This window comes from Variovorax sp. SRS16 (assembly GCF_901827165.1).
GTDB lineage: Bacteria > Pseudomonadota > Gammaproteobacteria > Burkholderiales > Burkholderiaceae_C > Variovorax.
Genome location: NZ_LR594666.1, coordinates 1,401,703 through 1,420,302 on the forward strand (window position 1 = coordinate 1,401,703; position 18,600 = coordinate 1,420,302).

Below are 18,600 nucleotides of genomic sequence, written 5' to 3' on the forward strand. Positions count from 1 at the left end.
CCTGCACGAGCGTGGGTGGCAACGGGTGGATCCTGCGCAGTATCGCGAAGGATCCGCGCCGATCATGCTTCATGGCGATGCGCATGCGCGGGTCCCGCCCGCCAGTTCGAGTGCGCGCCTGAACTGCTGTTCCAGCGGGGCGGCGAAGAAGGCGGCGTCCTGTTCGGCGACGACTTCCGCGGCACGGATCTCCAGCAGGCGCCGCAGCCGGTAGCGTGCGCGCTGATCCTTCAGGCTTTGCCGGAGGTCGCCGGCTGCCAGCCACGACTGGTGGCGATCGATGGCCTGCGAGAGCGCGTCGACGGATGCGGGCTGCGACGCCGATGCGAGCAGCACGGGCGGAACCCAGGCGCCCTGTGCGTGGCGCGTGATCGCCGCGATGCGCTGGATGTCGGTCGCCATCTTCCGTGCGCCCGGAAGATCGGCCTTGTTGACCACGAAGATGTCCGCCATCTCCATGATCCCGGCCTTCATGGCCTGCACCGTGTCGCCGCTTTCCGGCAGCAGCACCAGCACGAGCGTGTCCACCTGCACGCGGGCCGCGTAGTCGGTCTGGCCCACACCCACCGTTTCGAGCATGACTTCGGCGAAGCCGAAGTCGTCCATCGCGTCGAGCATCTCGGGCAGGTTGTCTGCGAGCCCGTCCGAGGTCTTGCGCGAGCCCAGCGAGCGGATATAGAGCTCGGCCGCGCCGGCGAGTTCGTCCATGCGCACCCGGTCGCCCAGGATGGCGCCGCCGGTCTTCGGGCTGCTCGGATCGACGGCCAGCACGCCGAGGCGGCCGCGGGCGGCGCGCGCGAGCGCCAGGTGGCCCAGCAGCGTGCTCTTGCCGGCGCCGGGCGCACCGGTGATGCCGATCCGCCGGGCGCTGCATGCAGCCGCTTCGCGCAGCGGCCGCCTTGCGAGTTCGAGGGCGCTGGCATTCGTCAGCTGCGTGAGCGTGCGGCCGAGCGCCCGGCGATCGAGCGGCTTCGAAGTCACGTCGAGGCCCAGCCCAGCACTTCGCCGCGGTGCTCGTCCAAGAGCGGCGGCAATCCGTACGACGGTGTGAAGCCATCGAAGCGGATCGGGCTCGCGATGGCCCGCAACGGCAGATCGCCGTTGCCGAGCGGCACCACGAGCGACCGGTCCGCGGCGATCTCGCTTCGCAGCGCATCGCTCAGTGTTCCCACTTCCGCCACCACGAGCCCGAGCGGTGCCAGGCGGCTCACCCATTCGCCGGCGCGCGCGCCGGCGAGCACGGCCGCGATCGCCGCGACGACCTCGGCGCGATGCGTGCGCCGGGCCGGCATGGTGGCGAACTTCGGATCGACGGTCCAGTGCGGCCGGCCGATCTCCTCGCAGAACTTCTTCCAGAACTTGTCGTGCGTGATGAAGAGCGTGAGCCATCCCTGCGCCGTCGGAAAGATCTGCGCAGGCACGAGGTACGGATGCGACGAACAGGGCATCCGTTCGATCGTCTCGCCGGCATTGAGATCCGCGCCCGCGAGGTAGTTGAGCTGCGACAGCATCACGTCGTACATCGACACATCGACTTGCCCGCCGCGTCCCTGCACGATCTTGGCGAGCAGGCCGAGCGCGGCCACCAGGCCGGCGGAGTTGTCGACCGCCGAATAGCCGGCCTTCGTCGGCGGCGAAGCGGGGTCGCCGGTCAGCGCCATCACGCCCGTCATCGCCTGGATGACGTAGTCGTAGGCCGGGTTTTCCGAGTACGGCCCTTCGAGGCCATAGCCGGTGAGGGCGACGCAGATCAGGCGCTCGTTCCATGGGCGCAGCGCATCGTAGGTGAGGCCGAGCTTGCGGATGGCCGAGGGGCGCAGGTTGGTCACGAGCGCGTGCGATCGCGCCACGATGCGGCCGAGCGCTTCGCGCCCTCCGTCGTCCGCAAGGTCGAGCACCACGCTTTTCTTGTTGCGGTTCAGGCTCGCGAAATAGGCGTTGTGCGGTCCGATGAAGTGGGGGCTGACGGTGCGGCCGATGTCGCCTTCGCGTGCCTCGATCTTGATGACCTCGGCGCCCATGTCGGCGAGCATCAGTCCGCAATAGGGGCCGGCCAGCATGTGGCCGACCTCCACCACGCGGATCCCTTCGAGCGGTGCGTTCATGCCAGGCGCTCGGCGAGGATGCGCACCACGTCGTCCAGCGGCATGTCGGCCGTGAAGATGGCGGCCGCGCCCAGCTGTCGCAGGTGCGGCTGGTCTTCCGCCGGAATGGTTCCGCCGACGAAGACCTTGACGTCGCCTGCGCCGAGCTCGCGCAGTTGCGCCATCACGTCCCCGACCAGCTCCTTGTGGCTGCCCGACAGGATGCTCAGGCCCACTGCATCGACGCCTTCGTCGACGGCCACCTGCGCGATCTGCTGCGGGCTGCGGCGAAGCCCCGTGTAGATCACCTCGGCGCCCGCGTTGCGCAGCGTCAGCGCGACGATCTTCGCGCCGATGTCGTGGCCGTCGAGGCCGGGCTTGCCGATGAGGATGCGCTTGCCGGCCAGCGCGGGACGGGTCTGGAGGGGCGTGTTCATAGATTCACCGGTTCCTTGAATTCGCCCCATTCCTTCTTGAGGCAAGCGACCATCTCGCCGACCGTGGCGTAGGCATGGCAGCAGTCCACGAGAAAGGGCATCACGTTCTCGCGGTCCCTGGCAGCGGCCGTGGCGAGCCTGGCCAGCGATGCATCGACCGCCGTCTGGCTGCGCGTGTCGAGGACGCGCTGGAATTTCTCGAGCGCGCGCTGCGCCACCGTCGGGTCGAGCGTGAAGACCTCGCCGACCTTGATCTCCTCGTCCGCCTTCCTGAAATGGTTCTGGCCGACGATGACCTGGTGGCCGGCGTCGATGTCGAGCTTGCGTTCGAGCCCGCGCTCGGCCAGGCGCAGCTGGATCCAGCCTTCCTCGATCGCGCGGGTCACGCCGCCGTAAGCCTCGATCTCGTCCATGACCTGCACGATCTTTTCTTCCATGCGGTCGGTGTGTTGCTCCATGAAGTAGCTGCCGCCGAGGGGATCGACGGTGCGGGCGATGCCGCTCTCGTAGGCGATGATCTGCTGCGTGCGGACCGCGAGCTCGGCGGAGAACTCGGTCGGTATCTGGAAGGCTTCGTCGAATGCGCAGGTGAAGATCGATTGCGCACCACCGAGCACCGCAGCCATGGTTTCCACGGCCACGCGCGCGATGTTGTTGTAGGGCTGCGGCGCGACCAGCGAAGACCCGCCGCAGACCACGCCGAAGCGAAAGTGCTGCGCCTTCGGATCCTGCACGCCGTAGCGTTCCTTCATCAGCCGCGCCCAGAGGCGGCGCCCGGCGCGGAACTTCGCGATCTCCTCGAAGAAGTCCATGTGGACGTAGAAGAAGAACGACAGCCGCTTGGCGAATTTCTCCACGTCGCCGCCGCGTTCGCGCAGCTCGTCGACATAGGCCAGTCCGTTCGCCAGCGTGTAGGCCATTTCCTCGGCGGCCGTCGCGCCCGCGTCGCGGACGTGCGCGCCGGCGATGCTGATCGGGTTGAAGCGCGGCGAGACTTCGTTCGAGTACAGGATCGAGTCGGCGATCAGCCGCATCGAGGGCCGCACCGGAAAGATCCAGGTGCCGCGGGCGACGTATTCCTTGAGGATGTCGTTCTGGATCGTGCCCGTGAGTTTGCTGCGCGGCACGTTCTGCTTGTCGGCGACGGCCAGGTACATCGCGTAGACGATGGCCGCGGTTCCGTTGATCGTGAACGAGGTCGAGATCTTCGACAGGTCCAGCCCGTCGAACAGGATCTCGGCCTCGCTCAGGTTGGACAGCGACACGCCGACCTTGCCGATCTCGGGACGGGCCATCGGGTGCGTGGGGTCCAGGCCGCATTGCGTGGGCAGGTCGAGCGCCACCGAGAGACCGGTCTGCCCCTTGGCCAGCAGGAACTTGTAGCGCGCGTTGGATTCCTCCGCGGTTCCGAAGCCCGAGTATTGGCGGATGGTCCAGAGGCGGCCCTGGTAGCCGTCGGGAAAGATGCCGCGCGTGAACGGGTACTCGCCCGGCGCGCCGATCTGCGCCGGGTCGATGGCCGCGGCCGCGATGCGTGCCGGCACTTCGACGCCGCTGCGGTTGACGGGACGAATCTCGGGGTGGACGCTGGGTGTGCCGCTCATTTCTTGGCCTTGGACAACAGTTTTTCGGAGGCGCTCCAGTGGTCGTCGTGGAGCCATGTGTCGAGCAGTTGCCGCTGCTCGACGGCGCGGCAGTCCTCGAACGACGCGCCGCGCCGCCACGCCAGCGTCTGCGCCTTGATGCCGCGCAGCACTTGCGGCGCGCAGGCCAGCATGGGTTCGAGGAAGGCCTGCACGTCGCTGCCCGCGGGGCCGTCGCCGATGACGGCATCGGCCAGTCCCCAGGCCAGTGCCTGCTGCGCATCCACGAGCTCGCAGCGGCTCATCATCCGCATCGCCCGGGCGCCGCCGACGAGCCGGCAAAGGTCCGGCCCGCCACCCCAGGCGGAGGTGATCGCGAGTCGGGCCTGGATGAAGCCGATGCGCGCGTGCGACGACTGCAGGCGCATGTCGCAGGCGAGCGCCAGTTCCGCGCCGCCGCCGATCGCGTCGCCGTTGAGCAGGGCGATGACGGGCACGGGACAGCCGCGGATGACGTCCAGCGCACCGCGCGCCTGGTCCGTCATGGCGCGGGTCGCGGGCTCGTCGCGAACGTCGGCCAGGTCCACCAGGTCGCCGCCGGCTGCGAAGAAGCGCTCGCCGGCGCCGGTCAGGACGATGAGCCGGATCCCGTTCTGCGCACCGGCCTCGCGCACCGCGGCCGAAAGCGCTTCGAGCACCGGACGCGAGAGGGCGTTGTGCTTGTGCGCGCGATCGATCGTGATCCAGCACGCGCCGGATGCGCGCTGGTCGACCGTGATGTCTTGGCTGTTGGGCACTGGCATGTCTCCGGAGGTTTTTTCGAAGCGCGATGCTATAGTTGATTTATTCTGAGACGAGAAACAGTGTTCGATATTTCGAACAAACTGGCACTGATCCCGACACTTGGGACGCGGGGCCTGCGTTTGTTCAGCCCGCAGAATTTCTTGCTTGCCCAGGCCGTGAAGGGAATCGCATGTCAGCAGCCAGCGTCACCGCCGTCGACCGCGTCATCGACATCTTCGAAGCCTTCCAGACGAGCCAGCGGCCGCTGTCCCTCACCGACCTGGCCGAGGCCGTGGACATCCCGAAGAGCACCTGCCATGCGATCGTCGCCACGCTGACCGCGCGCGGCTACCTGTATTCGCTGACCCGGCCGCGCTCGCTGTATCCGACCAAGCGCATGCACGATGTGGCGCGCGACATCCTGGACAAGGATCCGTTCGTCGAGCGGATGACGCCGATGCTCGAACGTCTTCGCGACACTTCGCGCGAGACCATCATCCTGGGCAAGCGGCAGGGCGATTCGGTGGTGTATCTGCAGGTCTCGGAGAGCGAGCACTCGATCCGCTATTCCGCCAAGCCGGGCGACATCAAGCCGATGCATTCGAGCTCGATCGGGAAGGCCCTGCTGGGCTCGATGAAGGAGCCGGACCTGCGCGCGTGGTTCGAACACCGGGCATTGCCCTCCATCACCGCCGCGACGATCACGGATCCGGATGCGCTGATCGCCGACATCCTGCAGAGCCGGCGCGCCGGCTATTTCCAGACGCGCGGCGAGAACGTGAGCGATGTGTGGGCGGTTGCCGCCTTCTTCGCGGTTCACAACGAGACGCTGGCCGTGGCAGTGGCGGGGCCGAGGCACCGCATGGAGACCAGCCTCGCGGAGTGCGCGCAGTTGCTGGTGGCGACCTGCAGCTTCATTTCCCGCCAGTTCTCGGCCAGATGAGGGGCGCCGAAAGTTCAACCCGTGAAATTGCGATGCGGCCCGGGCGTTTCGTTGCGTGACCCAGCGGCTATCGTGGCTGCGACCTGGCCCGATCCACACCGAGGTGATCCGCGTACCGCATGACTGGCTCGACGACGAACCCAACGCTGCCCCCTGGCGCATGTGATTGCCACACGCACGTGTTCCTGGACGAGCACGAATTCCCGCTGTCGCCTTCGCGCCGCTACACGCCGCCGCCCGCATCGATCGATGCGCTGTCGCGGCTGCACGCCGGTCTGGGCATCGAACGCGTCGTCATCGTGCAGCCCAGCGTCTACGGGCTCGACAACGCGGCCACCCTGCATGCGCTGCGGGTGCTCGGCAAGGGCCGCGCAAGGGGCGTCGCCGTCATCGACGCCGAGGTGCCGGAGGCGACGCTCGACGAGATGACGGCGGCCGGCGTTCGCGGCGTTCGCGTCAATCTCGAGATCGATCGCGAAAGCGACTCGGCCAGGTCGGCCGAGCAGATGCGGCGCATCGCCGCACGCGTGGCGCCGAGGGGATGGCACGTGCAGATCTATGCGAGCATGCCCCTGATCGCCGCTTGCAGTGCCGTCATCCGGGAACTGCCGGTGCCGGTGGTGCTGGATCACTACGCCGGCGCGCATGCGAGCCGAGGCATGGATCAGGAAGGCATTGGGGCCGTGCTGGACCTCGTGGCGGCCGGCAAGGCCTACGTCAAGCTCTCCGCGCCCTATCGCTGTTCCGCCAGGGCCGACCACGCAGACCTCGAGTCGCTCGCAAGGCGTTTCATCCAGGCCCATCCGGATCGCATGCTGTGGGGCAGTGACTGGCCGCATCCGCAGCCAGGTGCGAAGCCGCTCGCCACGGATGTCTGCCCACCGTTTGTCGTGGACACCGGCCATGCGCTGCGCCAGTTGCGCCGATGGTCGCCGGATGAGACAACGCTGCACAGGATCCTCGTCGACAACCCGGAGCGCCTCTATGGCTTCGGCGCATGAACTGAACCGGCTGCAGGAGATGCTCACCATGGACATGACTTTTCTCGCGCAATGGGCCCCTGCGGCGACAGCGACAGCGACAGCGACCGGGCCCGAGCGCCCCGGCACGCGCAGCCTTGCGCGCGGCATCAAGCTCCTGCGCGCGATCGCCTCGCGTCCGCAGTTCGGCTGGCGGCTGTCCGACCTGGCCGCCGCGTGCGAGCTGGACCGGGCCACCGTGCATCGCATGCTGGCCTGCCTGATCGAGGAGCGCCTGGTGGCGCAGTGCGCGAGCGATCGCCACTACCTGCCCGGGCCGTTGATGTACGAACTCGGCCTCGCGCTGCCCGATCGTGTCCAGTTCCAGCGCCACGCAGAGGCGGACTTGCAAGCCTTCGCGCGCCGCATGGGTGGCGTCGCGGTGCTGCTGTTGCGCAGCGGCAATGAATACGTCTGCAGCGTGCGCGCCGGGACGCTGCCTGTCACGGGGTCGGTGCTCTATCCGGGCTCGCGCCGGCCCCTGTTCACCTCGGCCGGCGGCGTGGCGATCCTGCAGACCCTGCCTGCAGGCGAGGCGCGTGCAGTCCTGCTCGACAACGTGGCGCAGGAGGTCGCGCGTTGCGGCACCGGCCGGCTGGCAGCGTTGCAGAAGATGCGCGAACGCTCCGATCGCCATGGCTTCGGCGTGAACCTGGGCGATGTCGTGCCGGGCGTGCATGCGTTCGGCATGCCCGTGCGCGGATCCGGCGATGCCGTGTTCGGCTCGCTGTGTCTGCTGGGCACGCCCGAGCGCCATGGCGAAGCGAGGCTCGACATCCTGCGCGACGAACTGGGCACCGCGGCGGCAGCGCTGGGCGAGGCCGCACGCCAATTCAATCTGTGAAAGGACAGGCCATGACGCGGGTATGCATCGTCGGGGCAGGCGCCGTGGGCGGCTACGTGGGGGCGCACATGACCCGGGCCGGGGTCGACACGATCCTGGTGGACGCCTGGCCGGAGCACGTCGAGGCCATGCGCGCGAAGGGCCTCAGCGTCGCCGGCATGAACGGCGCCGGCGCGGTGGACACGCCGGTCAGGGCGCTCCACATCGGCGACGTTCCGCAGCTGTTGCGCGAGGTGCCCATCGATGTCGCCTTCATCGCAGTGAAAGCCTACGACACCGAGTGGGCCACGCAGTTGATCCTGCCGTACCTTGCGCCCACGGCCTGCGTCGTCTCGCTGCAGAACGGCATCAATGAAGAGACCATCGCCGCGATCGCCGGCTGGGGGCGCACGCTGGGCTGTTCCGTGAGTGCGCTGGCGGCCGAACTGGTGGCACCCGGCCGGATCGTTCGCAACTCGCCGCTCGGCGACGAGAAGAAAGCCGGCATGCGCATCGGCGAATTGCACGGACAAGTCACCCCGCGCGCGCAGATGCTCGCCGCGCTGCTGGCGCACGGCGACAGCTGCAAGGTGACGCCGAACCTGTGGGGCGAGCGCTGGTCCAAGCTCACGATCAATGCGATGCGCAACGGCGTCTGCGCCCTGACCGGCCTCACGGGCAAGCAGCGCGACACGAATGACGTGGCGCGCGATCTGACGATCCGGCTCGGCAGCTCGAGCATCCGGGTCGGCCGGGCGCTGGGCCTGGCGCTGGAGCCTGTCGGCGGACTGGACCTCGACCTGCTGGCGCGTGCTGAAAGCGACACTCGCGCTCGCGAGGCGATCACGACGATGATCATGGAAGTGGCCAACTCGCGCAGCGATGGCCAGCGGCCGTCGATGGGTCAGGACATCCGCAAGGGCCGCCGCACCGAAACGGAGTACATCAACGGACTCGTCGCGCGTCGCGGCGAGGAAGTCGGCATCGATGTCACCTGCCACCGGCGCGTCAACGAGATCATCAAGCGCATCGAGAAGGGGGAGTTGATGCCGAGCCCCGACCTGCTGCAAGCCATCGTGGCGTGAAGGCTTTGGGCGAAGGCGCCGCCGGTTTGCCGGCGGCTTCGCATCGCCGCCTTATTCGAGCTGGATCTCGGCTTTCTTGACCACCGCATCCCAGCGGGCTTCATCCTCGGCGATGCGCGCGCCGACCTGGGCCGGCGTGGCAGGGTGCGACATCTCCACGCCGCCCACCGATTTCACGCGCGTGTAGAAGGCCTCGCTCGCGATCACCTTGTTGGCGGCCGTATTCAGCTTGCCGACGACGTCGGGCGGCGTCTGCCTGGGCGCGACCAGGACGAAGCGCACCGTGGCTCTGAAGTTGCGCAGCCCCGCCTCGTCCATGGTGGGAAGTTCCGGATAGGCCGGGTCGCGCTTTGCCGAGGCGAGGCCCAGGCCCTTGAGCTTGCCGGCGCGCACGTAGTCCATCGAACCCGTGGGCAGGAAGGCGTAGGTCACGCGGTCGCTGATCAGGTCCATCTGCACCTGGTTGCCGCCCTTGTAGGGCACGTGCAGGGTCTTGACGCCGATCTCCTTGTTGAACATTTCCGCCATCAGGTGGATGGGCGTCGAGATGCCCGACGAGCCGTAGGAATACTTCGCCGGGTCCGCCTTCAGCAGCGCGACGAATTCCTGGAGGGTGGTGGCCGGCACGCCGGGCGCGGTCACCAGGACGAATCCGATGGTCATGATGTCGGAAACCGGCGCGAAGTCGCGAATGCCCTTGTAGGGCAGGTTGGCCAGGATCGACGGCGGCACGACCGCCGGCAGGTTGGCGAAGAACAGCGTGTAGCCGTCGGGCGCGGCACGCGCCACGTAGGCGCCTGCAATGGTCTGGTTGGCACCGGGCTTGTTGTCGACGATCACCGGCGAGTTCAGTGTCTGGGAGAACTCGGCGGCAAACGCCCGCGCGGCCACGTCGGTCGGGCTGCCGGCGACGAACGGGACCACGATCGTGATGGGCCGGGCAGGGAAGCCCTGCGCCAGCGCGCCGCTGGACCACGCCAGGGATGCGAGCGCGCCGCCGAGGAGGAAGCGCCGCCTGATGTTCAAGGTGAAATCCATGTCGTCTCCAGATGTGCTTTGCATCTCGTGGGTTTTGGGGGGGTCGCCTTTTGAGAATATCGGCCGCCCTGTCCCCTGCACATGGGCCACGAGTTTCGAGTTCCACTCCTTGAACTTTTCGTCCGAGGTCGTCAGTGTCCAGCGAACGACCTCGGTGACAAGTCGAAACGCAAAGTGGGCAACCGCCGACAGCGCGGACGCGCGCTTTGGGGCACAGTGAAGACCTTGTGCGAAGGAGTCGATGTTCATGACGACCGCTTGCGGTGTTTGCGGAGCGTCCAATCGGGAAAATGCGAAGTTTTGCGTGAACTGTGCGGCGCGGCTTGGCGTGGAGCCGATGGGCCAATCCATTTTCGGGACCGATGCGAAAGCCCCGCGTACGCAGCGCGACTCGGGTTTCGACGCGCCGCGTACGGCCTATTCGCATCCGATGAGCCTGCGCGCTGCGTTGATGTCGCGCGAGCCGGCGATCTTCTGGGTCCGCGCGGGGATGACCGGCCTCGTGCTGCTGATCGGATTCATCGGCTGGTGCCTGTACGTCCTGACCGCGAACAAGGTGCCGCCGCAGTCGTCGGTGAGTGAGCGCACGGTGCTTGCAGCGCCGCAGCCACCTGCCGAGCCCAAGCCGGCAACCGCGGAGGCTGATGCGCCAAAGCTGGCGTCGACGCCAGCGGTCCCCGCCACGACGAGCGAGGCGCGGGTGGCCCCCGCATCGGTGCCGGGCACGCAGGCGGCAAGTGCCGAGTCTCGATCCAGGACCGTGGCGGCCACCCCCCCGCGAAACACCGAGACGCGGCGCGCTCGCCCTGCCGCTGCGCCGCGCGTTCGAGCGCCGACGCCATCGGATGAAGACGATGTGTCGCCGAAGTTCACCTGGGTCGAGCCTTCGCGCCCGAACGCGCGCACGTCGATGCCGGATTACCAAGATCCGGGACCGCCGATCGTGCAAGGGCCGGGGCCACGTTACGCCGGATCACCGCCTTCGCCCGTGGTGTCGCCACGCGAATTCGCGGGCCCTGCGCAAGGAGCCGATCTCGGTCCGCCGATCGCTCCCGGGCCGGGGCCGCGCTACGACTTCTCGTCGCCGGGCGCCACGCCGAGATAGGGCGCGGCAACGACGCGTCGATCGACACCTGCCGAGGCGTTGCGCCTGTAGCGCTTTGGAGCGATCGAATCTGCTTCGAGCCCTGCTAGCGCAAGAAGACGTGCTGCATGAACTGCCGGATCGGGTACTGGACCACGGCCTGCATCGTCGCCGGAAGCTCCAGCGGGCGCATCAGCATCTTGAGCGTGGCGCCCGGCTTCAGGTTGCGCCGCACGGTGCCGCTCATGCGCGCGCTCAATTCCCGGACATAGCTCGCATCCGTGGCGCGCTCCGGGGATCGCGCCTTCACCAGATGGCGGATCGCGCAATCGGCGTCTTCGCTCTTCAATTCCAGCGTGCGCTTGCTGATCGTCGCCAGCACACGGGCCCGTCCCACGCCTTCCTGTTCGCGGTAGCGGCGGAAGAAGCCGTAGAAGTGCTTGTAGTGATTGACTTCATCGGTGGCGATGCGGTTGCTCAGATCGCGCAGCACGGGCTCGGTGGTGGCGCGCGCCAGCGCGCGATAGTAGGTGGCGGTGCCGGTTTCGACCACGCAGCGTGCTGCCATCTCGAGGGCGCGCGTCGGGGCCAGGAGCTCGACCTTGCAATAGGTCGCGTATTCCGCGAGGAAGTCCTGGTAGGCCGTGTTCCAATCGAACTCAGGCCATGCGTGATGCACGTACGCACGCAGTGTCCGCCCATGCTGAAGCTCTTCGGGCTCCCACTGATTGCGCAGCCAGGAGACGACTTCGGCGTCGCCGCGAAAGAAGTCGACGAGGTTCTGCGTGTAGAGGTCCGATCCGCTTTCGACGAACGATGCGGAACTTGCCATGTAAAAAAGATTCTCGTCTGCGCGCACCCGATCGAGCGCCATGCGCGAGAAGTCCAGATCCTCGATTGTCCAGCGCGCTTCATAAGCTGCCATGCATGATCCTCAAGCCGAAGCTCATCCGGGATTCTTGAGCGGTCACCGCATCGGCCGTGTAGGTGCGCAACGCATTTTCGAGTGACTTCAGGTTCCGCGTGCGTCGAGCCATTCCTGCACGCATGCCTCGAACAGGGGGATGTTCTCTTCGACTTCGTCATGCAGGAATCGACGCGCGCCGGCCTGGGCCCGCAGGTCGGCCGCGAACCATCTTTCCCTGGCCGCGCCGGCCGCGGGCGGCGGAGAGGCACCCCATACCAGCGCAAAGATCGAAAGGGATTCGTCCGCCGGCAGATCGGCCCAGATCATTCCGATGCGGGACAGAATGCCCCGGCACTCGTTCAACTCGATGCCGGTTCGCACGTGGCCGTCCTCTTCGAGGATCACCGCACTCAGGCCGCCGGCCATCATCACACGCAGCAAGGCATCGGGCTCGGCGCGGCGGATCCATTCGTCCGCGCGTCGAACCAGCTGTGCCGCAATATTGACCTTGTCGAAGCGCATGCGTTTCAGCGCATCGTCGCTCATCGAGTTTCAGGACGATCGATGGCGTGCCAGCAGGTTCGGGTGGGACGTGCTTGCATGATGCGCTTGATGGGGCCGCTTACACGGTGGGAGCGCTGCATTTTGCACGCGGGCAGTCGTTTCGTGCAGTGGTCGAGATGCCGCCGGCATTTGCGAATCCCTCGGCGACGCGCGCTTTGCCTTGGGGGTCAGAAGACCGGCGAGGAAGCTATTCCTTGGGACGCCAAGCGCTGAGAAATTCGGACGTCGGGTCCGGCGCACGCGGTGCCGCTGGCGCATAAGTCACTGTCGTCGATGTCGCGGTCGGCGTGCCGGCACTGCGCACAGGTGCCGTTGCAGCGCCATCTTCGCAGCCAGCCAGGCACATCAGCAGGATCACGCTTGCCAACAAACGCCAGGATTTCTTCACGGCCTTGCCTTGGTTGTTCCATCGGCGCAGCCCCAATGGCTGCGCTATCATGGCCCAATCGTAGCCGAAATTAAATCTAAAGTTCTACTTTTATTTGAAGGCTTGTCAAACCTTTCTTGTGGCCCGTGAAGTGTGCCAGGGGTAGCGCGTCGTGCTCAGAGCCGGCTCAATATCAACCCCAGCGTGAGTGCCGCCGAGGTGCCGAAGATGACCAGGCCGACGACCCGGCGCCGGTGGGTCAGCATCCACAACGCCACACCGGACACCGATAGGAAGATCAGGCTCCCGGCCAGCGTATCGACCAACAGAATCCACGCGACGGGCATGCCGACGCCCTTGTGCAGGTTGGCCAGGGTGGCGACGAAGCCGTTGCTCGTGGTCGTGACGCCGACGGACCGGTTGCCGCGCCAGTAGTCGGCCTGCACGATCGCATCCGGACCACCGAAATTGAAGATCCAGCGTTCGGGCTGCATCAGCGGCTTGGGCGCTGCGGCGTCCGCCGATTCAGACGCGCCGGCATGCCGGCCTTTTTCGGTCCAGGCCACAGGTCGAGAGGGCTCGGTGCGTATCGAGTTGGGTGGCGCATCCATGCCGAGAGCGGTTTGCAGCCAGGCCGCCATTTCCTGTGCGCTGGCTGGTGCGGGATCCGGCAGTGCAAGCTGTGCATTGGCGCGTTGCTGCGACATCGGCAGTTTCAGCACGGCACGGTGGTTCAGCCAGATGCCGGCCGTACCGAAGATCAGTCCCAGGATCGCACCCCAGAGGCCGATCCAGCCGTGTGTCTTGCGGATCCAGCGCACGAGCATCGCGCGGCGATGATGCGGGTGCGGGCGTTCGGCGGCCAGGCCTTGCGTCGGATCGGCGATGGCGGGGCCGATGGCAGTTGTTGAAAGGCTCGTCATGCGGGCGTGACTCAGGTGTCGCTCCATTTGCGAAGAAGGTTGTGGTAGGTGCCGATCAGCGTGCGGCGCGCCGTTTCGTCGGCCCCGCTCTGGTTCAGACGCTGGATGGCGTTGTCCAGGTCGAACAGCAACGCGCGGTCGGCGGCATCGCGCACGAGGCTTTGCACCCAGAAGAAGCATCCCACGCGGGTGCCGCGCGTGATCGGGGTGACCCGGTGCACGCTGCTCGCCGGGTAGATCACCAGGTCGCCGGCCGGCAGCTTGACGCTCTGCATGCCGTGGGTGTCTTCCATCTGCAATTCGCCGCCGTCGTAGCTGTCGGGGTCCGACAGGAACAGCGTGGCCGACAGATCGGTGCGCACCTTGCGGCCGATGTGCGGATGGATGCGGACGCCACCGTCGACATGCAGACCGAAGGTCATGCCTTCGCTGTAGCGGTTGAACATCGGCGGATAGAGGATGTTCGGCAACGCTGCGCTGATGAAGGTCGGATGCCGCTCCAGCGCGCTCGCGATGATGTCCTGGCACTCGCGGGCCACCTGCGAGCGCTCGTCGATCTGCTGGTTGAACTTCACCGCTGCGCCCTGATGGCCGGCCGTCACGCGGCCGTCGACCCAGGCGTCGCCGGCCGCGTCGAGCCGCGCGCGCACCGCGGCCAGCGCCGCGGCGTCGAGAAGCTGGGGAATGCAGACAAGCATGTTCTGGCAGGAAACGGCGGGATCAGAACCGGTAGTTCAGCGTCACCATCGCCGAGCGGCCTGAGCCGGGCACTGCACGGCCGCCGTCGGACGGGATCAGCGCGTCGTAATAGTAGCGATTGAAGAGATTGAACAGGTTCAGGCGGATGTCGTATTTGGGTTGGTGGTACGCGAGCGTGGCGTCGAAGCGCGTGTAGCTGTCGACGCGAACCAGGTCGGTATTGTTCGCGAAACGGCTCCCGCTGTAAGTGACGCCGCCGCCGATTTCCCATTCCGGTGTGATGGCATAGACCGCCCAGATGCTGGCGGCGTCCTTGGGCGTGTTGGCCGGCGTCTTGCCCATCGTGCCGGGCGCGATGCCGTCGACGATCGTCGCATCCAGGTGCGTGTAGGCGCCGAACAGTTGCAGCTGGTCGGTGACGCGGCCGGCCACGCCGGCGCGCGCGCCGTTCACGCGCACTGTGCCGGTCGCAACGTAGGTGCCGTCGGAGTTCTGCGAGCGCGCATTGGTTTGCGTGATCTGGAACGCGGCGGCAGTGAGCGACAGGTCGCCGTTGTGCAGATCCCACTTGCCGCCGAGTTCGTAGGCCTTGTTCTTTTGCGGCGGCAGCGGCTGCGTCGCGCCCGTCGTGGAGGTCAGCTGTTCCAGCGACGGATTGAAGGACGTGCTGTACGACACGTAGTACGACTGCTCGGGCGTTGGCTGCCAGATGCCGCCGCCGCGCACGCTGGTGAAGTTGACCGTCTGATTCATGAACGCCAATGCATTGGCGCTCGTGACCGTGTTGTTGATGCTGGCGCGGTAGTTGTCCTGGCGGACGCCCGCGACGAGCTTGAACTGCGGGCTGAGTTCGATCGTGTCGTTGACGTAGCCGGCGACCGTGGTCGCATTGGCCGTCGCGAGATTGCCCTGCAGGCTGGGCGCCGAGGCGGGCGAGGCGATCTCGATCGGATTGAGCAAGGGCGTGCACGACGCATAGCCGCTGGTGCCGCCGACCGGATTCAGCGCCACGCCGCCGCAGTTTCCGTTGCGGTAGTAGGCTTGGTTGCTGTACGTGTCTCGCCCTAACTCGAAGCCGGCCAGGAAGGTGTGCTTGATGCTGCCGGTGTCGAACTTCGCGTTGTATTCGGTCAGGTTGAAAAACGACTTGTCGTGGATCACGCGGTCATGGCTTTGCTGCCGCACCCAGAGCTGGTCGAGCGGCAGGGCACTGAAGGCAGGCGCCGGTGCCGCCGTGGTCCCGGTGGTGAACGCGGTGAAGCCCTTCGCGCTCAGCGTGCCAAGGGCCTGGGGCGCGGTTTCGCGCGCGTCGGTGGTGACCTCATTGAACTGCGTCTGATTGCGGATCGAGCTGGTCGGCGTGAGCTTGTGCAGGACCGTCGCGCCGAAAGCGCCGATGTCCGAAATGGTCCGGTCATCGCTGAAGCCGTAGGCATTGTTGCGGTCGACCGCGACCGGCTTGCCGTTGAGTGCCTGCACGCCGTAGTCGGCCATGTCGCGGTTGTGCTGCACGAGGGCGGTGAGGGTCACCTGTGTCGGCGTGCCGATGCCGAATTTCAGCGACGGCGCGATGCCGTAGTCCTGCAGCTTGGTCTGATCGCGGGTGGTGACATCGCCGTCCTGGCCCATCGCCGAGATGCGGAAGGCCGAGGTGTCCGACAACGGCTGATTGACGTCGATCGTCGTGCGCGCCAGCCCGGTCGTGCTGGCCGATACCGACACTTCGCCGGCCGGCGTCAGCGAGGGCTTCTTGGTCACCTGGTTGATCACGCCGCCGGTCGAGCCGCGGCCGAACAGCATGGACGATGGGCCCATCAGGACCTCGACCGAATCCAGGGCGAAGGTGTCGCGGAAGTACTGGGCGCGATCGCGTGCGCCATCGAGATACATATCGGTCCGCGCGGAGAATCCATTCAGGTTGATGTTGGTGCCGATCGTGCCGCCCTCGGCCGCGCCGATGGTCAGGCCCGGCACGTTGCGCAATGCGCTCGCAAGCGAGGTCGCGCCTTGCGACTGCATCAGCGCCTGGTTGATGACTGTCACCGATTGAGGAATGTCTTTCAGATCGGCGGGCAGGCGACTGATCGACGAGCCGTTGGCGCCGAAGTTGTTCCTGTCCGCGGTATCCCGAACCTGCACCTCACGCAGGGTGGGCGGCACCGAGGTCCCTGGTGCGGCCGAAGTCGCCGGCGTTGACGCTGATGAATCTGCCTGTCCGGAGGCCGCGGCCGGCGCGGCCTGCTGGGCGAATGCGCCGGGCAGGGAGAACAGACTGAGCAGGGCCAGGGCGACGGGCGTGTGATGGCGCACCGCGGGACGAACGCGTTTCATGAAATCCTCGGTAATGAATGACAGGCAGCGGCGCATACAAGCCATGCCGCCTGGACGCGAGATTTTGACTGCGAATCGTTCTTATTGTTGTTCTTGCAGGGAAAATGTCAGATCTGCGATACAAGTGCAGAAAATTTTGACTTGTTCAGCTTCTGTACAGGTTGATTAAAATCCAAACAGAGACGATGCGAGGCTGCTATCGCGTTGTTGCGGCGCGACGCATCCTTCAGCGATTCCAGGGGACCCGGTCGCGCGCAATTAAGATCGAACGACTCCGCCCGGCCACGCACGGGTGGACGAGAGCGGCACGGAGCCGTCAAATTTTTTGCGCGCCGCAGCGCCGCATCCAGGGGCCCCTCGTGAGGGGCCTTTTTTGTGGCCCGGCTGACAGAGGGCAGTGAGCCATGATGGGTAATTCGTCGTTCGCAGGGCTGGGCAACTCGTCCTTTGCAAGTCTCACGCCGGCGCCCGCGTCGGCGGACGAGGCCGAGCCATGGGTGCGCGGCGAGCTGATCCGCAGCCTGATGCGGGCAGCCCGCGGTTCCTATCTCCTGGCAGCCGCCCTGATGCCGGCCATGGTGGGGTTGAGCTGGGGTCACGTGCCCGTGTGGCAGCTGATGGCCTGGCTGGTCATCGGCATCGTGGCGACCGGGTTCCGCATCTGGGGCGAGCAGCTCTACGCCCGGCACTATGCCGACCGGGACTCGGCCGCCCAGCAACATTTCGTCGAACACTATCGCTATCTCTGGAGCACCAGCGCGTTCGCGTGGGGCCTGTCGATCCTGATATTTTTCGAGCGCACGCCGCTCGTGAACCAGTTCATGAGCTGGCTGATCGTCGCCGGCGTGGCGACCTTCCCGTTGAACGGACTCGCGCTGCATCCGCCGCTGCTCAAGCGCTACGTCAACACGCTGTTCTTCACCATGCTGGCGGCGATCATCGTGCGCATGATCGAGCTCAAGTTCGAGCGCCCGCATTTTCACTACGGCTTTCTCCTGCTTCCCGGTCTTCACTGGTGGCTGCTGCTGCGCGCCGGTCGCCGCATCCACGAGACCGCCCGCAACAGCTTCGAGCTGCTGTTCCACAACCACATCCTGATCAATTCGCTCACGCAGCAACGGCAGGCGGCGGTCTCGGCGGTGGCGATGAAGAATCGCTTCCTCGCCAGCGCCGCGCACGACATGCGCCAGCCGGTGCTGGCGCTCTCGCTCTATGCCGACTGGCTGCGCAACGAGCCGGAACTGGTGGCGGAGATCGCGCCCAAGATCGTGCGCGCCACGCATGCCGTCAACGCGCTGTTCGATTCGCTGTTCGATCTGGCGCGCATCGATTCGGGCCAGGTGAGGCTGCACATCGAGCGGGTCGATGTGGCCCAGCTGCTGCACGATCTCGAACTGCAATACCGGCCGGTCGCCGAGGCCAAGGGATTGACCTTTCGCATGCACGTGGCGTCGGGCACGGTGCTGACCGATCCGATCCGCGTGCGTCGCATGATCGGCAACCTGCTGGCCAATGCGATCAAGTACACCGTCGAGGGAGGCATCCTGCTCGCGTCACGGCAGTCGAGGGACGGCCTTCGCGTGGAGGTCTGGGATACCGGCATCGGCATCGCGCGCGAGCACCTGCGCGACGTGTTCCTCGAGTTCTACAAGGTGGCCGACCATGCCGGCACATCGGACGGATTCGGGCTGGGCCTTGCGATCGTCGCGCGCCTGTCGCATGCGCTCGGCCATCCGGTCAGTGTGCGCTCCCGGCTCGGGCGAGGCAGCGTGTTCCGCGTCGCGCTGCACGATGCCGACGAATCGCAAGCCCAAACCCGCATCTCCGGCGCCGTGGGCTGATCAAGAAAAAAGGGTCCGGCCGAAGGCCAGGACCCTGTTCGTGAGCTGCCGCGGATCCGGCCCCGCCGGGGGCCGCAGGCAGCGCCCCC

Annotated in this window: 18 protein-coding genes; 6 read left to right on the forward strand and 12 right to left on the reverse strand. The window is 66.6% G+C overall.

Translation table 11 applies throughout. The features are described from left to right. Positions 1 to 69: 69 nt before the first annotated feature. From E5P2_RS06765 to E5P2_RS06785, 5 genes are read right to left on the reverse strand one after another with little or no spacing between them, the layout of a single operon-like run. Positions 70 to 981 (reverse strand): ArgK/MeaB family GTPase, encoded by a 912-nt coding sequence (locus tag E5P2_RS06765; protein ID WP_162566373.1) that lies wholly within the window; start codon positions 979 to 981, stop codon positions 70 to 72. Beyond that, positions 978 to 2,105: a CaiB/BaiF CoA transferase family protein gene (locus E5P2_RS06770; protein ID WP_162566374.1), complete on the reverse strand. Its 1,128-nt coding sequence runs from the start codon at positions 2,103 to 2,105 to the stop codon at positions 978 to 980. Before E5P2_RS06770 ends, E5P2_RS06765 begins: the two co-directional genes overlap by 4 nt. Next, positions 2,102 to 2,521 carry a cobalamin B12-binding domain-containing protein gene (locus tag E5P2_RS06775; RefSeq protein WP_162566375.1) on the reverse strand — a complete coding sequence of 140 codons (420 nt, stop codon included), beginning with the start codon at positions 2,519 to 2,521 and terminating at the stop codon, positions 2,102 to 2,104. The genes E5P2_RS06770 and E5P2_RS06775 overlap by 4 nt, the downstream gene beginning before the upstream one ends. Further along, positions 2,518 to 4,125: an acyl-CoA mutase large subunit family protein gene (locus tag E5P2_RS06780; protein WP_162566376.1), complete on the reverse strand. Its 1,608-nt coding sequence runs from the start codon at positions 4,123 to 4,125 to the stop codon at positions 2,518 to 2,520. The genes E5P2_RS06775 and E5P2_RS06780 overlap by 4 nt, the downstream gene beginning before the upstream one ends. Continuing rightward, positions 4,122 to 4,901, reverse strand: a complete 780-nt coding sequence (locus tag E5P2_RS06785) for an enoyl-CoA hydratase/isomerase family protein (protein WP_174262643.1) — start codon at positions 4,899 to 4,901, stop codon at positions 4,122 to 4,124. The genes E5P2_RS06780 and E5P2_RS06785 overlap by 4 nt, the downstream gene beginning before the upstream one ends. A 176-nt stretch (positions 4,902 to 5,077) precedes the next feature. Here E5P2_RS06785 and E5P2_RS06790 point away from each other — a divergent pair, with 176 nt between their 5' ends. From E5P2_RS06790 to E5P2_RS06805, 4 genes are all read left to right on the forward strand, one after another. Then, a complete protein-coding gene (locus E5P2_RS06790) occupies positions 5,078 to 5,830 on the forward strand; it encodes an IclR family transcriptional regulator (protein ID WP_162566378.1) in 753 nt (250 codons plus the stop codon). Between the two features lie 119 nt (positions 5,831 to 5,949). Continuing rightward, entirely contained in the window at positions 5,950 to 6,831 is an 882-nt protein-coding gene (locus E5P2_RS06795) for an amidohydrolase family protein (RefSeq protein ID WP_162566379.1), read from the forward strand. Continuing rightward, complete coding sequence (locus tag E5P2_RS06800) at positions 6,815 to 7,693, forward strand: IclR family transcriptional regulator (protein WP_232080605.1); 879 nt, start codon at positions 6,815 to 6,817, stop codon at positions 7,691 to 7,693. The genes E5P2_RS06795 and E5P2_RS06800 overlap by 17 nt, the downstream gene beginning before the upstream one ends. Positions 7,694 to 7,704: 11 nt before the next feature. Further along, a complete protein-coding gene (locus E5P2_RS06805; protein WP_162566380.1) occupies positions 7,705 to 8,757 on the forward strand; it encodes a ketopantoate reductase family protein in 1,053 nt (350 codons plus the stop codon). A 51-nt stretch (positions 8,758 to 8,808) separates the two neighbouring features. On the opposite strand, the gene E5P2_RS06810 is transcribed toward E5P2_RS06805, so the two are convergent. Then, positions 8,809 to 9,795: a Bug family tripartite tricarboxylate transporter substrate binding protein gene (locus E5P2_RS06810; protein WP_162566381.1), complete on the reverse strand. Its 987-nt coding sequence runs from the start codon at positions 9,793 to 9,795 to the stop codon at positions 8,809 to 8,811. Positions 9,796 to 10,036: 241 nt separating this feature from the next. Here E5P2_RS06810 and E5P2_RS06815 point away from each other — a divergent pair, with 241 nt between their 5' ends. Continuing rightward, positions 10,037 to 10,900, forward strand: coding sequence for a zinc ribbon domain-containing protein (locus E5P2_RS06815; protein WP_162566382.1), 864 nt, complete (start codon positions 10,037 to 10,039; stop codon positions 10,898 to 10,900). A gap of 85 nt (positions 10,901 to 10,985) precedes the next feature. On the opposite strand, the gene E5P2_RS06820 is transcribed toward E5P2_RS06815, so the two are convergent. The 6 genes from E5P2_RS06820 to E5P2_RS06845 form a co-directional block, all read right to left on the reverse strand. Next, a complete protein-coding gene (locus E5P2_RS06820) occupies positions 10,986 to 11,804 on the reverse strand; it encodes a ferritin-like domain-containing protein (RefSeq protein ID WP_162566383.1) in 819 nt (272 codons plus the stop codon). An 87-nt stretch (positions 11,805 to 11,891) separates the two neighbouring features. Beyond that, positions 11,892 to 12,332, reverse strand: a complete 441-nt coding sequence (locus tag E5P2_RS06825) for a hypothetical protein (protein ID WP_162566384.1) — start codon at positions 12,330 to 12,332, stop codon at positions 11,892 to 11,894. Positions 12,333 to 12,537: 205 nt separating this feature from the next. Continuing rightward, positions 12,538 to 12,789: a hypothetical protein gene (locus tag E5P2_RS06830; protein ID WP_232080606.1), complete on the reverse strand. Its 252-nt coding sequence runs from the start codon at positions 12,787 to 12,789 to the stop codon at positions 12,538 to 12,540. A 104-nt stretch (positions 12,790 to 12,893) separates the two neighbouring features. Further along, a complete protein-coding gene (locus tag E5P2_RS06835) occupies positions 12,894 to 13,640 on the reverse strand; it encodes a PepSY-associated TM helix domain-containing protein (protein WP_162566386.1) in 747 nt (248 codons plus the stop codon). Positions 13,641 to 13,651: 11 nt separating this feature from the next. Beyond that, positions 13,652 to 14,338, reverse strand: a complete 687-nt coding sequence (locus tag E5P2_RS06840) for a Fe2+-dependent dioxygenase (protein WP_162566387.1) — start codon at positions 14,336 to 14,338, stop codon at positions 13,652 to 13,654. A gap of 22 nt (positions 14,339 to 14,360) precedes the next feature. Continuing rightward, the gene (locus E5P2_RS06845) at positions 14,361 to 16,670 is read right to left on the reverse strand and encodes a TonB-dependent receptor (protein ID WP_174262644.1); all 2,310 of its coding nucleotides are present in this window, start codon (positions 16,668 to 16,670) and stop codon (positions 14,361 to 14,363) included. 404 nt (positions 16,671 to 17,074) lie between these two features. Between E5P2_RS06845 and shkS the strand changes: the two genes are divergently transcribed. Further along, positions 17,075 to 18,511, forward strand: a complete 1,437-nt coding sequence (gene shkS, locus E5P2_RS06850; protein ID WP_232080607.1) for a surface-behavior sensor histidine kinase ShkS — start codon at positions 17,075 to 17,077, stop codon at positions 18,509 to 18,511. Positions 18,512 to 18,600: the final 89 nt, after the last annotated feature.